9 protein-coding genes and 1 pseudogene are annotated in these 15,738 nt (G+C 70.6%); 9 read left to right on the top strand and 1 reads right to left on the bottom strand.

The annotated features are described in order from the left end of the window. Nucleotides 1-4 precede the first annotated feature (4 nt). The 7 genes from RJ03_RS21985 to RJ03_RS36190 all read left to right on the top strand — a co-directional run bounded on the left by RJ03_RS21985 (nucleotide 5) and on the right by RJ03_RS36190 (nucleotide 13,280). On the top strand, nucleotides 5-3,358 hold the full coding sequence (locus tag RJ03_RS21985; RefSeq protein ID WP_051025070.1) for a type I polyketide synthase: 3,354 nt from the start codon (nucleotides 5-7) through the stop codon (nucleotides 3,356-3,358). After that, nucleotides 3,355-9,636, top strand: coding sequence for a type I polyketide synthase (locus RJ03_RS35160; RefSeq protein ID WP_051025069.1), 6,282 nt, complete (start codon nucleotides 3,355-3,357; stop codon nucleotides 9,634-9,636). The genes RJ03_RS21985 and RJ03_RS35160 overlap by 4 nt, the downstream gene beginning before the upstream one ends. Beyond that, nucleotides 9,633-10,538: a 3-oxoacyl-[acyl-carrier-protein] synthase III C-terminal domain-containing protein gene (locus RJ03_RS21975; RefSeq protein ID WP_036505441.1), complete on the top strand. Its 906-nt coding sequence runs from the start codon at nucleotides 9,633-9,635 to the stop codon at nucleotides 10,536-10,538. Before RJ03_RS35160 ends, RJ03_RS21975 begins: the two co-directional genes overlap by 4 nt. 1 nt (nucleotide 10,539) lies before the next feature. Further along, entirely contained in the window at nucleotides 10,540-11,871 is a 1,332-nt protein-coding gene (gene fabD / locus RJ03_RS21970) for an ACP S-malonyltransferase (protein ID WP_063820427.1), read from the top strand. 83 nt (nucleotides 11,872-11,954) lie between these two features. Beyond that, the gene (locus RJ03_RS21965; RefSeq protein WP_106955431.1) at nucleotides 11,955-12,263 is read left to right on the top strand and encodes a hypothetical protein; all 309 of its coding nucleotides are present in this window, start codon (nucleotides 11,955-11,957) and stop codon (nucleotides 12,261-12,263) included. Beyond that, the gene (locus RJ03_RS37295) at nucleotides 12,260-12,691 is read left to right on the top strand and encodes a hypothetical protein (protein ID WP_036505437.1); all 432 of its coding nucleotides are present in this window, start codon (nucleotides 12,260-12,262) and stop codon (nucleotides 12,689-12,691) included. Before RJ03_RS21965 ends, RJ03_RS37295 begins: the two co-directional genes overlap by 4 nt. Next, nucleotides 12,681-13,280: a TetR/AcrR family transcriptional regulator gene (locus tag RJ03_RS36190; RefSeq protein WP_051025068.1), complete on the top strand. Its 600-nt coding sequence runs from the start codon at nucleotides 12,681-12,683 to the stop codon at nucleotides 13,278-13,280. The genes RJ03_RS37295 and RJ03_RS36190 overlap by 11 nt, the downstream gene beginning before the upstream one ends. Before the next feature lie 20 nt (nucleotides 13,281-13,300). On the opposite strand, the gene RJ03_RS21950 is transcribed toward RJ03_RS36190, so the two are convergent. Next, the gene (locus tag RJ03_RS21950) at nucleotides 13,301-13,519 is read right to left on the bottom strand and encodes a hypothetical protein (RefSeq protein ID WP_036505435.1); all 219 of its coding nucleotides are present in this window, start codon (nucleotides 13,517-13,519) and stop codon (nucleotides 13,301-13,303) included. 146 nt (nucleotides 13,520-13,665) lie between these two features. Here RJ03_RS21950 and RJ03_RS21945 point away from each other — a divergent pair, with 146 nt between their 5' ends. Together RJ03_RS21945 and RJ03_RS21940 are read left to right on the top strand one after the other, a co-directional pair. Continuing rightward, nucleotides 13,666-14,646 (top strand): AraC family transcriptional regulator, encoded by a 981-nt coding sequence (locus tag RJ03_RS21945; RefSeq protein ID WP_063820429.1) that lies wholly within the window; start codon nucleotides 13,666-13,668, stop codon nucleotides 14,644-14,646. A 254-nt stretch (nucleotides 14,647-14,900) separates the two neighbouring features. Then, nucleotides 14,901-15,738: pseudogene (locus RJ03_RS21940) on the top strand (hypothetical protein); the annotation flags it as partial.

The following is a 15,738-nucleotide window of genomic DNA, read 5'->3' as shown; positions in this document are numbered from 1 at the left end:
GGATATGTCCGCAGCACCTTCCGAATCCGCCGGCACCGGCGGTGCGACACCCGACCGCGAACAGCGCATCGCCGCGGCCCTGCGTGCGGCCCGCGAGCGGCTGGCCGAACCCCGCCCGGCGGAACCCGTCGCGATCGTCGGCATCGGCTGCCGGTTCCCCGGCGGCATCACCGATCCGGACAGCCTGTGGGACATCGTCGCCGGCGGTGTCGACGCCACCGACGAACAGCCCGGCGATCGATGGGATGTGCAGCGGTTCTACGATCCGGACCCGGACAAGCCCGGCACGATCTACACCACCCGCGGCGGATTCCTCGACGCCGTGGACATGTTCGACGCCGACTTCTTCGGCATCTCCCCGCGCGAAGCGCACGCGATGGATCCGCAGCAGCGGCTCCTGCTGGAAATCGCGTGGGAGGCGGTGGAGAACGCGGGTATCGCGCCCCAGCGGCTGCGCGGATCCGATACCGGGCTGTTCGTCGGATTGAGCTGGCGCGACTACGACCGCGTCGCCGTCGCCGATGTCCCCGAGGCCATGAACGCCTATGCGGGACTGGGTAATACACCGAGTATCGCGGTGGGCCGGGTGGCGTACACCCTCGATCTGCACGGACCGGTGTCGCTGGTCGACACCGCGTGCTCGTCGTCGCTGGTGGCGGTGCATCAGGCGGTGCAGAGCCTGCGCAACGGCGACTGTTCGACCGCGCTGGCCGGTGGCGTGAATCTGATCCTCTCGCCGTTCTCGACGATGTTCTGCTGCCGCATACGCGCGCTCTCGCCGGACGGCCGCTGCAAGACCTTCGATGCCTCCGCCGACGGGTACGGCCGCGCCGAGGGGGCCGGTCTGGTGGTGCTCAAGCGGTTGTCGCAGGCCCAGCGCGACGGCGACCGGATCTACGCGGTGATCCGCGGCTCCGCGGTCAACCACGACGGCCGGACCGGCGGGCTCACCGTGCCGAGCGCCCGTGCCCAGGAGGCGGTGGTGCGGGCCGCGCTGCGGACTGCGAATGTCGAACCGGCGCAGGTGAACTACATCGAGGCGCACGGCACGGGCACCGCCCTGGGCGATCCGATCGAAATCGGCGCGCTGAATTCCGTCTTCGGCGCCGCCCGGGCGCCGCTGTGGGTCGGGTCGATCAAATCGAATTTCGGGCACGCCGAGACGGCTGCGGGGATCGCCGGCCTGATCAAGGCGGCCCTGGCCGTACAACGCGGTGTGCTGCCGCCGACGCTGCATGTGCGGGAACCGAATCCGCGCATCGATTGGGCGTCCGGCTCGGCGCGGGTGGTCACCGAGACCACGCCGTGGCCGGCGGGATCGCGGATCGCGGGTGTCAGTTCGTTCGGGTTCAGCGGGACCAACGCGCACGTGGTGGTCGAACAGCCGCCGGTGGCCGCTGCACCCGGCACCGCCGTGCCCTCGGGTCTGCTGACGCTGTCCGCGCGGACCGACGAAGCGTTGCGGGCGCAGTCGCGGCGCTTCGCGCTGGCGCTGCGCACCGCCGAGCCCACCCAGCTCGAATCTATTTGTGCGACAGCGAATCTAGGCCGGAATACGTTCGAACATCGGCTCGCCGTCGTGGCCGGGAGTACGACCGCGATGGCGGCCGCCTTGGACGCCCACTCCGCAGGGCAGTGGCAGCCGGCGGTCGTGACCGGCCATGTGCCGCGCGGTCGCGCCGTGCGCACCGCCCTGTTGATCGGCCATCGCGAACCCGGTGTGGAGCCGCTCGATCGCGAGAACTACACCGGCTCCGGCGTTTTCCGCGCCGCGGTCGACGAATGCCTGGACGCGACCTCGTCCCGGGAGAGTTTCCGCACCGCCCTGTTCGCGGGGCTCGCACCCCATCAGGCGCAGCGGGTACCCGGCCTGGCGGATGCGCTGGCCTTCGTACACCGCTACGCCCTCACTCGCCAACTGCTGGCATTCGGACTGGGCCCGGCGGCCGTCCTGGGCGTCGGGGTGGGGGAGTACGTCGTCGCCGCGATCGCCGGAATTCTGGAACCCGCTGTGGCACTGCGCGCCTCGGTGTCGACGGCGGCCCTGCTCGGTGAGCGTGCGGTGGCACGCACCGACGACGGTGAGCTGCTCGACGCGGTGGTCCGCGAAACCGGTGCGCGCCTGTGCGGTCACACCGGCAACCGCTACCTGCTGGAGGCCGGTCCCGGCGGCCGCGAGCCGCTGCTGCACCGCCTGCGCGCCGCCGGTATCGCCGCCACGACCCACGCCGAACTGCGCGACCACCTGGGAACGGCCGTGCCCGACCTGGGGCAGCCGGGCGAGCCGGAACTCACCGTCGTCTCCGCGCACACCGGGACGCGCCTCGGCCGCGAAGCAGCCGATCCCGCCTACTGGTCGGCCCGCCCGCTGTGGCCCGCACACCTGGACCGAGCCTTCGACACCCTGCGGGAACTCGACTGCACCGTCGTCGCCGAAGTCGCGGGGGCGACGCTGACCGACCTCGGCGGCACCCGCCTGACCGAATCCGAGAACCGCCGGCTCACCACGGGTACCACCCGCGGCGAGCTGACCCGGTGCACGGCCGGACTGTTCGCGGCCGGAGCCGTCGACGACCTGCGTGACCTGCACGGCGCCCACTACCCCCGGATCACGCTGCCCACCTATCCATTCCAACGCCGCCGGTTCTGGGTGGAAGCACCCGGCTCGACCCACGGTGAACCGAGTGCACCGGCCGCGACGGCGCTCCCACCGCATGCCGAAGCGCTCGGCGTGGACGCCCGCGACGCCGCCCGGACGGCCGGACTCGACGCGGCCGACGCGTCGCGTCCGGCCACGACCGCATCGGGCGAAGTCCGGGGAGCTGCCGCCGATTCCACCGTCGCCGAATCGCCCGCGCGCACCGGAGCCGGTGCGACCGTGCCGAACGCCCCGGCGATCGCGGACGTCGCACCCGCGCGGTCGGACGCGGACCTGTTTCTCCTGCGCCGCCGGGTGAGCGTGGTCGTCGTGGCGAGTATCCGGCAGGTGTTCCAGATGCCGGAGTCCGATCCCGTCGATCTGCACACCCCGTTGCAGGAACTCGGTTTCGACTCGTTGATGGCGATCGAACTGCGCACCGTCCTGGGCCGTGCGCTCGCACTGCCGATCGAGGCGGCGTTCGCCTTCGAATTCCCCACGGCGACGGCGCAAATCACCGAACTCACCGCTCGGTTGGCCGTCGCGCCGACGATTCCGCCCGAACCGGTCGCGGAACCGGCGACCGCGGCGGACCCGCACCCCGCGCCGTTCGACATCCCCGTCAGCACGACCCGCACGCCGCTCGACGGGCTGAGCGAATCCGATCTCATCGCGCTGGCTCGCGCGGAAGTGGCCGCCCTGGAAGAGGTGCTGCGTTGACCCCGACCGCGACGAATCCGAGTGCGCTGCCCGAGGGCGGCGACAGCAGCGAGGCCTTACGCGGCGCCATCGCCGCCTTGCGTACCGCCCGTGGGGCGTTGGCCCAGCGCAGTGAGCCGGTCGCCGTGATCGGTGCGGGCTGCCGCCTGCCCGGCGGGGTCGATTCGCTGGACGGATTCGCCGAATTCCTGCGTGCGGGCGGCGACGGTGTGGTCGACATTCCGTCCGACCGCTGGGACGTCGAGCACTACTACGACGCCGATGCCGACGCACCCGGCCGATCCTTCATCGCGAAGATGGGCGCCCTCACCGATATCGGCGATTTCGATGCCGCCTTCTTCGGTATCTCACCGCGCGAGGCCGAGGCCATGGACCCGCAGCAGCGGCTGCTGCTCGAGGTCACGTGGGAGGCGCTCGAACACGCCGCTGTCGCACCGGAAACCCTGCGTGAGAGCCGAACCGGCGTCTTCGTCGGCATGTGCCCCAACGATTACGGTGCCGCGGCCACCGACCCGGCGGCGATCGACATCTACTCCGCGACCGGTCTGGCGCCGTCGGTGGCGGCCGGGCGGATCGCCTATCACCTCGGACTGCAGGGCCCCGCCCTGGTCGTCGACACCGCATGCTCGTCCGCGCTGGTCGCGCTGCATCTGGCGGTACAGAGCCTGCGTTCGGGCGAGTGCGATCTGGCCCTGGTGGCCGGAGTAAATCTGATCGTCTCCCCGCAGTCGATGATCTCGATGTCGAAACTGCGGGCGCCCTCGCCGAGCAATCGCTGCGCACCCTTCTCCGCGGCCGCCGACGGACTGGTACGCGGCGAGGGCTGCGGCGTGGTCGTGCTGAAGCGCGAATCCGCCGCTCACGCCGCCGGCGACCGCGTACTGGCCTCGATCGTGGCTACCGCCGTCGATCAGGACGGTCGCAGCAACGGCCTCACCGCCCCCAACGGCCGCGCGCAGGAACAGGTGCTGCGGGATGCGCTGCGCGAGGCCAAGGTGGAAGCCGGCCGCATCGACTACATCGAGGCACACGGCACCGGCACCCCGCTCGGCGATCCGATCGAATTACGCGCGCTCTCGGCGGTTTTCGGCGCCGAACGCGACCGTCCGCTGCTCGTCGGATCGGCCAAGGGCAACCTGGGGCATCTGGAACCGGCCGCCGGGATCGCCGGGCTGCTCAAGGCCATCACGGTCGTCCGCGACCGGATCGTCCCGCCCACACTGCATTTCGACGCGCCGAATCCGCTGATCGACTGGGATGCCACGCCGATCGTGATCCCAGCGGAGGCGCAGGAGATCCCCGGCGCCGAACCGGTCTACGCCGGGGTCAGCGCGTTCGGATTCAGCGGGACCAACGCCCATACGATCATCACCGCGGCCCCCGTAACCGGGCCGGCACCCGAGGAAGCCGCCGAACCGGCGCGGGAACTGCTGGTCCTGCCGCTGTCGGCGGCAACCGGGCAGGCGCTGCGAGAGACGGCACTTCGCCTGCGCGACGAATTGGGGACCGGTACGCCGGCGCGTGACCTGTGCTTCACCGCGTCCCGCCGCGCCGCCCTCGACCATCGTGCCGTGGTGATCGGCGAAACCGCCGCCGCGCTGCAACGCGGCCTTACCGCCATCGCCGAGGACCGTGACCGCGCGGGCGTGATTCGGGGCCGCCGCGGCGAACCGGGCGCGCTGGTCTTCGTCTTCGCCGGATTCGGTGGGCACTGGCCCGGGATGGGCGCCCAGCTCATGGCCGAACATCCGGTCTTCGCGGAGGCGGCGCGGCGATGCGCGGCCGCGTTCGAACCCCACTTGGGCATCGATATCGCGGAACTGCTGGCCGCCGGCGAATCCGACGGCGGCCGTATCGATCTCGCCCAGCCCATGTCCTTCGCCGTGCAGATCGGATTGGCGGAGTTGCTGGCGGCGAACGGATTCCGCCCCGATGCCGTCATCGGCCACAGTGTCGGTGAGATCGCGGCCGCCCGGGTCGCGGGGGCACTGAGCCTCGCCGACGCGGCCGCGGTCATCGTCCACCGCAACCGGGTGCTGCGCGCGATCGAGGGAACCGGCGGCATGCTGTCGGTGCCGATGAGCGTCGGCGAGCTCGACGGATGGCTGGAACGGATCGAAGGCGAATTCGACCTCGCCGCGGTGAACGGTCCCGCGCAGGTCGTCGTCTCCGGCTCGGTCGCCGATCTCGACCGGCTCGAAAAGGCTCTCGCCGCAGCGGGTTACGACCCGCGCCGGGTGAAGATCGAGTCGGCCGCGCACAGTCGCCAGCTGGATCCGCACCTGGACGCCTTCGCCGAGCGGATCGCCGGCATCACCGCGATCCCGGGTGGCCGGGCCGCATTCCTGTCCACCGTCGAGTCCGATTACGTCCCCACCGGTGCGCTGACCGCCGACTACTGGGCCCGCAATCTGCGCAGCACGGTCCGGCTCGACGAGACGGTCGAGCGGGTGCTCGCGGAGGGTCCGGCGACCTTCGTCGAGATCGGGCCGAATCCTGTTCTGGTCGACGGTATCCGCGCCCGCATCGACGCCTCGAACGACCGGGGCGCGGTGGCCGGTTCCCTGAAACGCAACGGCTACGCGCGCCGCGACATCCTGGAGCTGATCGCCCGGTTGTACGTGCACGGACTCCCCGTGGACTGGGCGGCTGCCGGGGTGCGCGGCCGGATCGTCGACCTGCCGTCGTATCCGTGGCAGCACAAGCGGTTCTGGGCGCGCTCCGATTGGGACGTGGCCGCCGAACAGCACGGCGGCCAGGCGGTGGTCGAATCGTCCGTCAGCGGCGAACGCCTTCTGCAGCGGGTGGTCGATCCCGCCCGCTCGCCCTGGCTGCTCGACCACGCCGTGGGCGACACCCCCGTCGCCGCCGGTGCCTGGTTGGTCAATCTCGCCGCCGCGGCACGCTTGCAGCACGGTTTCGGACCGGGATGCCATTTCGCCGATATCCGGTTCGAACGGGTGCTGACCTTGTCCGAGTCCGGCCGCCGAGTCCAGGTGGTGTTGCGCGACAACGAATTTCGGATCAGCGCCCGTTCGGCCGAGCCGGGCGGCGCGGCCACGGTGTGGACCGAGCACGCTCGCGGACGGATCGTCGCGGGCGAGCACCTTCCCGAGGCGCCGGGCCTGAGCGCGGCACAGCGGCGCTGTCGCACCGCGGTCGACCCGCAGGATCTCTACGCGGCCTACACCCGCAACGGCACCCGCTACGGGCCCGCGTTCCGCACCGTGACGGAATTGTCGGTCGGCGACGGCGAGGCGCTCGGCCGGGTGAGCGCGGTCACCGGCGCGCGTGATCCCGAGCAGGGGGTGACGGCGGCCGCGGTGCTGGACGGATGTTTCCAGGTGGTCGGCGCCCTGGCCCGGGACGAACTGTTCCTGCCGTCCGCGATCGGCGCCCTGTCCGTCGCCGATCACATTCCGCCGCAGGTCCACGCCCATGTGCGCCGCTACTCCCGTGCGGGACGCCTGCAGACCGCCGATCTCGACATCTACGCCGACGACGGCTCCCTCGTCGCCACGGTGCGCGAGTTGACCGCGACCCGCGTCGACGGCGCGGATACCGCCGAGGCCGCCGTCCTCGCGGTCGATTGGCAGCAGCGCCCGCGCACCACCGGCCGGCTCTCGGGGCGCTGGGTGGTCGTCGGCGGGGACGCGGACGACGACGCACCGCTGGGATCCGCGACGCTGATCCGGGCGCTCGTCGCAGCGGGCGCCGAGACCGCCATCGCAGCCGCCGCGCCGAGCGCCGACGAGAGCGAATCGGAGGCCGCGACCTTCGACGAACCCGCGGACCACATCCTCTACCTCGCCGGAACCGAGGACGGCGCAACGGCATTCGCTGATCTCGCCGCCCTGCTCGGCCTCGCGCGCGCCCTCGTGCGGATGCCCTCCGCGCCGCGCCTGTGGGTGGTCACGCGCGGCGGACAGGCGGTGGCGCGAGAATGCGTCGACCCGTGGCAGGCCGGTCTGTGGGGCTTCGGCACGGCCCTGGCCGCCGAACACCCCGAATTGCGAACCACGCTCATCGACCTCGCCGCCGATGCGGGCGTGGACGGCGACGACGCGGCCGACCTGGTCGCGGAACTCGCCGACGGCAGTGAGCGACATATCGCGCTGCGCGCCGGAACGCGCTGGGTCGCGCGCCTCGACCGGGTCCGGCTGAATCCGGATCCGCCCGTCGTCGCAGCCGGAACCCGCGGGTTCGGGGTGGATATCGACGAGCCGGGCCGATTGCAGACGCTGACGCTGCGCGGACGCGGCCTGCCGCGACCGGGCCCGCGCGAGGTCGTCATCGCCGTGGCGGCGGCCGGTCTCAACTTCGCCGACGTCATGTGGGCGATGGGCTTCTTCTCCGATCTCGACGAGGTGCCACTCGGATCGGAATGCGCCGGCACCGTCGTCGCCGTGGGCGCCGAGGTCGATACGGTGCGCGTGGGCGATCGAGTGGTGGCGGTGGCACTGAACAGCCTGGCCACCCATGCCGTCGCCGACGCGGCGCTGGTCCATCGGCTGCCGGAGACGTTCCCGCTCACCGACGCCGCGGCGCTGCCCACCGCCTACACCACCGCGTGCTACGCGCTGGAACATCTCGCCCGGGTGCGCGCGGGCATGCGCATCCTGATCCACTCGGGTACGGGGGGAACGGGTTCGGCGGCCATCGCGGTGGCACGGCGACACGGACTGGAGATCATCGCCACCGCGGGTACCGAGGACAAGCGCCGCTACCTGCGCGAGCTGGGCATCGAGCACGTCTTCGATTCGCGCACTACGGAATTCGAGCAACAGGTGCTCGACGTCACCGCCGGTGCGGGCGTGGACATCGTGCTCAACTCCCTCACCGGCGCGGCCGCCGAGGCGAGTCTGCGCACGGTCGCCGCCGACGGAATCTTCCTCGAGCTCGGCAAACGCGATATCTACGGCTCGGGGCGGCTCCCGCTGGAACATTTCAAACGCCGCATCACCTACACCGCCGTCGATATGGCCGGACTGCATCGCGAACGTGCCGCCGTCTTCGCCGAACTGCTGCACCACACCCTCGACCGCGTCGTCTCCGGCGAACTGACACCGCTTCCGGTGCGGACCTATCCGATCGCCGCGGCGCCCGAGGTCTTTCGTCTCATGAGCACCGGCGCGCACACCGGGAAACTGGTGCTGGTGACCGACGACGCGGCCACCACCGACATCGTGCGCGGCGCTGCCCAGGGGCTGGCCGAACCCGGCTGCATCCTGATCACCGGCGGCCTGGGCGGGCTCGGTCTCGACCTGGCCCGCACCCTGGTCGAACGCGGCGGCGCGCAGATCGGGCTGCTGGCCCGCCGCGAACCGAATGCCGAGGAACGCGCGATCATCGACGAACTCAATGCCGGGGGAGAACGGGTCCGGGTGGAGCACGCCGACGTCGCCGATGCGGCCGAGGTCGGCGCCGCCGTCGCGCGGCTGCGCTCCCGGGTCGGTCCCGTGCGCGGTGTGTTCCATCTCGCGGCCGTTCTGCGTGACGGCGTACTGACCAATCAGAGCTGGGCCCAGTTCGATCCGGTGCTGCGCCCGAAGGCGTTGGGAGCGTGGAATGTCCACCGCGCCGTGGCGGGTGATCCCGTCGAGTACTTCGTGATGTACTCCTCCACCGCGACGGTGCTGCCCTCGGGCGGTCAATTGAACTATGCCGCCGCCAACGCGTTTCTCGACGGCCTGGCCCACTACCGGCGCGCCCAGGGGCTGGCGGCCACCGCGGTGGCGTGGGGTCCCTTCCGCGATACCGGGCTCGCCGCGCGTAGCACCGCGACGGAGGAGTTTCTGGCGGGCCGCGGAATCCGCTCGCTGACACCGGCGGCGGGGTACACACTGCTGGAGACGCTGCTCGACGACGGCCGCCCCCGCGCGGCGATCATCGGTCTCGATGCCGACGCCTGGCTCGGCGCGCACCCCTTCGCGCGTGCCGTACCGCTGTACGAACCGTTGCGCGCCATGGGTTCCGGCGCCACCTCGGCCTTGGCGGAGGAGTTGCGCCGCCTCCCGGCCGAGGAGCGCGAGGCCGCGCTGTGGGAGCTGCTGCTGAGCAGGACGGCGACGGTTCTGCGCATCGACACCGACGAAATCGATCCGGCCACATCGTTTCTGGAGCTCGGCATGAGTTCGTTGGCGCTGCTCGAATTCAAGAACGGACTGTCGGCCGCCCTGGGCATCGACCTGCCCGGCGCGGTGCACTGGGAACATCCGACCGTACGGGCGATGCACCGCTATCTGTCCGCCCGCTTACGCGAGGAGGAGTCCCGATGAGCGTCTATCTGCACGGGATCTCCTACGCGGTCGGCGCCCGCGAGCCGATCGCCGGCCTCGAACCGCTGCGGGACGATCCGGCCATGCTGCGCGATATGCACGGCCTCGGCCTGTACCACTACTGCCGCACCGAACAGACGCCGCTGCAACTGGCCGCGGAAGTGGTCGCGAGCACCCTCGACCGGATCCCGGTCGATGCCGCCGAGATCGACCTGCTGGTCTACGCGTCGTCGAGCCCCGAAACCGGCGCCCTGGCCGGTGGAGACTTCCTGCGCTTCTGTGAGCGTTTCGGCCTCACCCGCGCCACTCCGATCGGTGTCACGCTGGCCGAATGCGCGAATTTCGGCAGTGCCCTGCGCATCGCGCACAGCCTGGTCGCCGCCGGATCGGCCCGCAACGTCCTGGTGGTCACCTCCGACGCGTGCCCGGACCCGCACGCCCGCATTCTGCGCGACGCGCTCTCGGTACTGAGCGACGGCGCCGCCGCCTGTCTGATCACCTCCGCCGAACCGTCGCGGATCGAGGTGCTCGGCTCGAACCAGGGCACCAACCAGCTGATCCGGGTGGCGAAGATGCCGGCCCTGGCCGGGCTGACCAAGCGGGGCCTGTCCCGCGCCGTCGCCGATATGCTCGACCGCGCCGGCCTGGACCGCGGCGACGTGCGGCGCATCATCGCCAACAACGTCAACGAGGAGGCCGTGCGATTCATGGCCGATTCGGCCGGACTCGACCACGACCTGTGCTATCTGGACAACATCGCCGACTACGCGCATGTGCATTCGGCCGACAACCTGATCAATCTGCAGACGTATCTGGAGGACGGCGTCGCGCCGGGGGAGATCGTCATGACCATCAGCCACGGGTTCGGCACCTGGGGCGTCGCACTGTTGAGGATCGCCTGACATGCTCGCATTCGTATTCCCCGGTCAGGGCGCGCAGATGCCCTGCATGGGCAAGGCGCTGGCCGGCACCTACCCGGTCGCGCGCGAGATATTCGACCGTGCCGACGCCGCGATCGACTTCGGCCTGAGCGAGCTGTGCTTCGCCGGCGACCCGGCGGAGCTGGCCCGGACCGAGTACGCCCAGCCCGCGATCCTGGCCACCAGTGTGGCGGCCTATCGAGTGCTGGTGTCGGAGACCGGCATTCATCCGACGGTCGTGGCCGGGCACAGCCTCGGTGAGATCACCGCCCACGTCTGCGCAGGCGCCCTCGACGTCGAGACCGCGGTGCGTCTGGTGCGTCGCCGGGGCGCCCTGATGCAGGAAGCGGTGCCGCCGGGGGCGGGCGCGATGGTGGCGGTGATGGGTCTCGGCGCCGACGAGGTCGACCGGATCTGCACCGCCGCGGCGCAATCCGAGGTCGTCGCGGTCGCCAACTACAACGGCGCGAGTCAGGTGGTGATCTCCGGGCACACCGGCGCCGTCGGCAGAGCCCGGCAACTCGCCGAGGAACACGGGGCGATCACCCGTGCGCTCGACGTCAGTGCGCCGTTCCACTGCGCACTCATGGCACCGGCCGCCGCCGCGTTCCGATCCGAACTCGCCCGCGCCGAATTCATGCCGCCGCGAATTCCGTTGGTGGAGGGCACATCCGGGCGGTGGCGAACCGACGCCGACCCGGTCGACTCGCTGTCCGCGCAGATCTGCGCACCGGTGCGCTGGGATGTGGTGATGGCCGGACTGGCGGCCCGCGGTGTTCGATATGTGATCGAAGCCGGGCCCGGCGCACGTCTTACATCCATGCTGCGCCGATCGGAAAAGGGCATCGGCACAGCGCATTTCGGTGAGCCGCAGGATCTCGACGCCGTCGTCGCTCTCGTCGGTGACCGGCCGTGGCTGCGGCACGAGCCCGGATACTGGCAGCACGGTGACCGCGGCGACCTGTACGCGCCCGGTACGTCCGAGATCGTCTGGGCCGGTACCGACCACGCCGAGCCGATGACCGACGCGGCCTGGACCACCCGTTCGGACGGCTCCCGTCTGCGTCGCTACGGCCCGATGGCGGTGATCACGGCGGACAACGCGCTGCGCACCTACGATTCGGCCGTCTGGACGCCGCGCGAGGACGGGGCCTATGTGCGCCGCGACCACACCGCCGTCGAGCACCCGGCCACCGGCGGTGACGGCTTCGACCCGGCGGACTGGATCGTCGACCCGTCCGGGACCATGCGCCGCCGCGACGGCTCCCGCGTCATCTGGCCCGATGGCGACGAGTGGAGCTTCGCCGTGCCCTGATCGCTCTCATACGGTCGTATTGACCGAAGCCTCATACGTTCGTATGGTAGGTCTCATACGAACGTATGAAAGGGTGGGCGTCGATGTTTCGTCTCGTGGAACTGCTCGGCCTGTGCGCGCCGCTGCTGGGAGCGGCGCTCGTGCTGTACTACCGCCGGCGGCTGGGGCGCGCCTTCGGCAGTGCGGTACTCGCCGCGGTGGTGGCAATGATCGGTTCGGTGGCCGGGCTGGTCACGAGCCGGGCGATGTGGTTCGGATCCGGTGGCGCCGAGGGCATGACGCATCGCATGGAGTTCGGCGCCGGCGTCCGCAATCTCCTGCTGGTGCTGGCCTGGGCGCTGCTGCTGGTCGCCATCCTGCGCCGTCCGGCGCGACCGGAGCAGGTGCGATGAGCGGCGCGCAGGTGGTGTTCGGCGCCGGCGAACTGGCGGTGGTGGTACTGGCGGGGGTCTCGCTGGTGGCCGCGACGCGATTGGCGCGCAGCTATCGCATCGCCGGGTGGTCGCTGGCCGCGGCGGCGGTGCTGTGGCTGGTTGCCGAGGGCGTACGCCTGCTGCAACTCGAAGCGGTCCTGCCCGCCTTGCCGGGGCCGGACCACGAATCGGCTCGCATGCTCGTCACCCTGCTCGGCGACACCGTCTACTTCGGTCTGGGCGGTGCCGGGGTGCTGCTGCTGTTCTTCGCGGCCGTCGTGGAGCGGACCTCCCGAGGCGACGGCCGCCGGGAACCCGTGGCGCTGGCGCGTCGAGTGGGGGCACAGGCGTGGCACTACTATCGGGCTCGCGATCAGCGGGAGAGGAGTCGACGCGGTGGGCGTTGAGCGGACCGGGGCAGCGGCGGACGCAACCGCGACGGACCGTCGTGGCCACCTGCTCGACCGGCTGGCCGATGTCATCGCCGAGGACGGTATCGAGGGCGTCAGCATCCGCACGCTGGCCGCGCGCGCCGAGGTGTCGATCGGTACGGTGCAGTACTACTTCTCGACGAAAAACGAACTCCTCCATCGGGTTTGGGAGTACGTGCGGGACGAGGCCGCCCACCGTTTCGATGCGGCGGCGGTGGCGCGACTCCCGCCGGCGCAGCGTTTGTCCCGCCTCGTCGACCTGCTCATCGCTCCCGACAGTGAGGATCGCCTCGCCCGGGTGTGGTTCGCGCTGGTCGCGCGCGCCGCCCACGACCCCGAGATCGCGGCGCTGCATCGTGCTCAGTGGCAGCGCACGGAGGATCTGATCGCCCGGGCGCTGGTCGCCGTGAATCCGGAGCGGGCCGCCGAATCCGGTGATGCCGCAGCGGAACTGCTGGCGCTGCTCGACGGGCTGACGCTCGCGGTCCTCACCGAACCCGATCGCATGCCGCCTGCCCGGGCGCGCCGGATCGCGCGTGGCTGGACCGGTCGCTGGGCGGGCTAGCGACCACCGCTGGTGCGTTGTCAGTGCACCCGTGAGGAATCCGGAATCAGCCGGCCTTCCTCGACCAGCACTCGCAGCGCGGCGCGCCGGCGGGGGCATTCGTCGGTCCGGCAGCCCCGGTGCATCTGCATGATCTGATGCGCCTTCTGCGGGGTGAGGTCGAGCGGTTCCATCCAACAGGTGCTGAACATATCCACGGTGTAGTCGCCCTCCTCGATCCCTGCCTGCCCATCGGCCATCCCGTGCCGATGTCGGTCTGTCGAGGTTATGCCCCCACTTTCGGGGGCCGGAATGTGCCGAACGGACCGAATATTGGTAATTTCGGACTGTGGTTGGGATCGGTACGCCGTCCGATGTGTTGCCGCACGGCAGCGTCAGTGTGCGAATGATGGTCAGTGTCGGGCTCGCGCATGGATTGGACGAACCGCTGTTATTGGCGGGCACCGGAATCGAGCCCGCGGATCTGGCCGATGAACAGCTGCGAATTTGGCCGGATCAAGAATTCGCTGTCGCGCGCAATCTGATTCGCGCGCTCGGCGACCGGCCCGGTCTCGGCGTGCAGACCGCCGCGCAGGCCTCCCTCGGCAAGGCCGGTCTGGTCGGCCTCGCGGCCCTGGCCAGCGCGACCATGCGCGATGTGCTCAACATCGCGGTCCGCTACCAGGATCTGGTCTCGGTCTCGGCGCGCTATCACCTGGAGGAGTCCGGCGGCGACGAGGTCGCACTGGTGGCCGACGGCTCGGGAATACCCGCGGACCTGCGTGGATACTTCGTCGAACGCGAGGTGGCGCTGATCTTCGTCGCCGAGCGGGCGCTCGATGTGACCATCCCCGCCGTGCGCCTGGAACTGGAGCTGGGTGCCGATCGGGCTGCCGCACTGGCCGAGTTCGCCTCGATCGACAACATCCTCAGCGACTGTCCGCGGACCGCGCTGGTACTGCCGCGCTCGTTCCTGGATCTGCGCATGCCACATGCCGATTCGCATACCGCGAACCTGATCGAACGGCAGTGCCGCGAGGCGCTGCAGGTGCTGCTGGACGGCGGCTGGAAGTTGTCGACGCTGGTCCGCGAGCGCCTGCTGCGCGAACCGGGTTCGGTGCCGTCGATGGCCGAAGTAGCCGCGGAGCTGCACATCAACGTCCGTACGCTGCGCCGGCAGCTCGCCGCCGAGGGCGCCAGTTTCCGCGGCCTGCTCAACACCGTGCGGGAGAGCACCGCGGCGGAACTGCTGCGCGCCGGGTCGACGGTCGAGGATGTGGCCCGCCGGCTCGGATATGCGGAAACGGCTAATTTCACTCATGCCTTCACGCGGTGGATGGGGATGTCGCCGCGGGCATACCGCCAGTCGCTGACTCGAAATCGATAGCGAACCGTGTCCTGACCCGTATTCGGATTTCGCCGAATCCGTGATTTCCGGTGCCCGAAACAATGTGTGGCACGGTGTCCCGGATAACTCACTGCGGCACATTTCGCAGCCCGCATTCTGCATTCGCAATATGGCGACCGAATGCCGAAAAATTGCGCCGAGCGGAGTGGGTGGCCGCTCCGTCGCCCGCCCTGTCGGAAGCGAGTGCTGCCCGTCATATAGTTTCCTAGTAAAATACCTGTTAATCTTCTCGGGTGTCGCATCGTGCCCCCTCCTCCCCAGCTGCCGGTTTCCGTACCACCCTGCGGATGCTGTCGCTGCGAGGCGTGTTCCGGATGCGACCGGTCGCCGACACCTGGTATCAGGCGGCGCTGTGCGCGGTGATCGCCATCGGCGGGCCGGAGGTCGTGCTGCTGGCTACCGGACAGGTGCAGCTGGCCTTCTACACCAGCGCCGGCGGTCTGTGCGCCCTGTACGGGCACGGCCTGCCGTATGCCGCCCGCGGCCGCACGCTGGCCTGGGTGGTGCTCGGGATGTTCGCCGGCACCGCGGTCGCGTTGACCGCGTCGGCGCTGATCGAATCCGCGGCGGTGCGGGTCCTGGTGATCGCGGTGCTCGCCGGGCTGTACAAGCTGGTCTGCGATGCCTCCCGGATGGGCCCGCCCGGCAACATCATCTTCACCTTCGTGGTCTCCAGCGCGGCCTTCATCCCGCAGCGCACTGAGCAACTCCCCGGCCACCTCGCCCTGATCCTGCTGGGCGGCGTCCTGGCGTGGTGTGTATGTATGGCCCCGGCACTGATCCGCCCGCACGGGCCGCAGCGGCTCGCCGTGGCGCGCGCCCTCGAATCGACCGCTCGGCTGCTGCGAGTGCCGCTCGACGATGCCGGAGTGCCGCGTGCCCGGCACGACGCCGCGGTCGCCGTGCAGGCCGGATGGACCGCGCTGGTCCGGGTGCCCGCGACCGCACGCACCGCGGCACAACGCACCGCGCTGGCCGGTCTGCTGGCCCGCGCCGAAACCCTCGCCGCCACCACCCGGCCTGCCGATTCCGAGTTGGCCCGGTATCCCTCCGATGCCGGAAGTGCCGGGG

This window comes from Nocardia aobensis NBRC 100429 (assembly GCF_000308375.1).
Taxonomy (GTDB): domain Bacteria; phylum Actinomycetota; class Actinomycetes; order Mycobacteriales; family Mycobacteriaceae; genus Nocardia; species Nocardia aobensis.
Note: the sequence above shows the minus strand (reverse complement) of the source record. Positions and strands in the feature narration are given on the sequence as shown.

Excerpts from the sequence above, each read along its gene's own strand:
- RJ03_RS21985 (WP_051025070.1), top strand. The coding sequence starts at position 5 with ATGTCCGCAGCACCTTCCGAATCCGCCGGCACCGGCGGTGCGACACCC.
- RJ03_RS21975 (WP_036505441.1), top strand. The coding sequence starts at position 9,633 with ATGAGCGTCTATCTGCACGGGATCTCCTACGCGGTCGGCGCCCGCGAG.
- fabD (WP_063820427.1), top strand. The coding sequence starts at position 10,540 with ATGCTCGCATTCGTATTCCCCGGTCAGGGCGCGCAGATGCCCTGCATG.
- RJ03_RS21965 (WP_106955431.1), top strand. The coding sequence starts at position 11,955 with ATGTTTCGTCTCGTGGAACTGCTCGGCCTGTGCGCGCCGCTGCTGGGA.
- RJ03_RS37295 (WP_036505437.1), top strand. The coding sequence starts at position 12,260 with ATGAGCGGCGCGCAGGTGGTGTTCGGCGCCGGCGAACTGGCGGTGGTG.
- RJ03_RS21950 (WP_036505435.1), bottom strand. The coding sequence starts at position 13,519 with ATGGCCGATGGGCAGGCAGGGATCGAGGAGGGCGACTACACCGTGGAT.
- RJ03_RS21945 (WP_063820429.1), top strand. The coding sequence starts at position 13,666 with ATGATGGTCAGTGTCGGGCTCGCGCATGGATTGGACGAACCGCTGTTA.